Origin of the sequence: Paenibacillus sp. E194 (assembly GCF_000935845.1) — a bacterium.
Classification (GTDB): Bacteria; Bacillota; Bacilli; order Paenibacillales; family Paenibacillaceae; genus Paenibacillus_B; species Paenibacillus_B alvei_B.
The window spans coordinates 1-1,012 of sequence record NZ_JMDX01000516.1 but is presented as its reverse complement, the minus strand read 5'-3'; the positions used below and the strand labels follow the sequence as shown (position 1 = coordinate 1,012).

The following is a 1,012-nucleotide window of genomic DNA, read 5'->3' as shown; positions in this document are numbered from 1 at the left end:
AAACAATAAGTTAATCGGAAGTGATGTGCCATTCGAACATGGCGGAAACTCGGATTGGCCGAGTGTACATGTAAAAGCAAAACCTCCAGTAAATACGGTACGGGCAAGGGTGCATTTTAATATCCTAGCTGTAGAAGATAACGCATCAGGGACATTAATTGTAGATTCCGTAACGCTTCAAAGTAAAAAGTAGCACGAAAGAACGATTGTAATGTCATACAGTAAAGAAAGTATAAAAGAAAGGTGATCGTAAAATGAATGAATGCATAAAAAGAGTGACTTATCTTTTTCTTATAAGCATGTTCTACTTTACAATTTCATGTGACAGCTATGTGATGGCTGGTATATCTCGTGATTTAAACGATTTTAGTTACGTTATAGAGTCGTTCGAAAGAGGAGACCTGAATCAAACAAATTACGTAGCGGGAGCCGGTAGAATAACAAGTAATCCACTGCAAGTCATCACGGGAAAGCATTCTGTGTACGTGGAATCCTCTCCACAAGAAGAGTGGAAAGATGCGATTTATACTAACGCGAATAAAGTACATTTTGAAAAAAATACAACCTATGCGGTGACGTTTTCTTATAAGAGCATCGTAGAGTCTGTACAAGGAAATAATGGTTACTTTTATTTTACGGCCAGGGGGGAGACTCGGATGATAAAAGCGATAAAGGGTGGACGGAATGGACAGGACAAGCGGGCAAGATGGGAACGAAGACGATCACCTTTAAAACAGGCGAGGAAGAGAACTATTTTCTAATATGGGGAATCCATAACGGAGGGGCATTATCCTTAGATGATATAAGTATTAAGAAGTTGAGTGAGTCGTTTGAAAGAGGAGACTTGAACCAAACAAATTACATAGCGGGAGCCGGTAGAATAACAAGTGATCCACTGCAAGTCATCACGGGAAAGCATTCTGTGTACGTGGAATCCTCACCAAAAGAAGAGTGGAAAGATGCGATTTATACCAATACAAATAAAGTTCATTTTGAAAAGAACACAACCTAT

Annotated in this window: 2 protein-coding genes; both read left to right on the top strand. The window is 39.2% G+C overall.

The genetic code is table 11. The features are described 5' to 3' along the window. A partial coding sequence (locus AZ66_RS33230) for a hypothetical protein (protein ID WP_231587108.1) occupies positions 1-193 on the top strand: 193 nt, incomplete at its 5' end. Between the two features lie 513 nt (positions 194-706). Further along, a partial coding sequence (locus tag AZ66_RS31735; protein WP_156160141.1) for a hypothetical protein occupies positions 707-1,012 on the top strand: 306 nt, incomplete at its 3' end.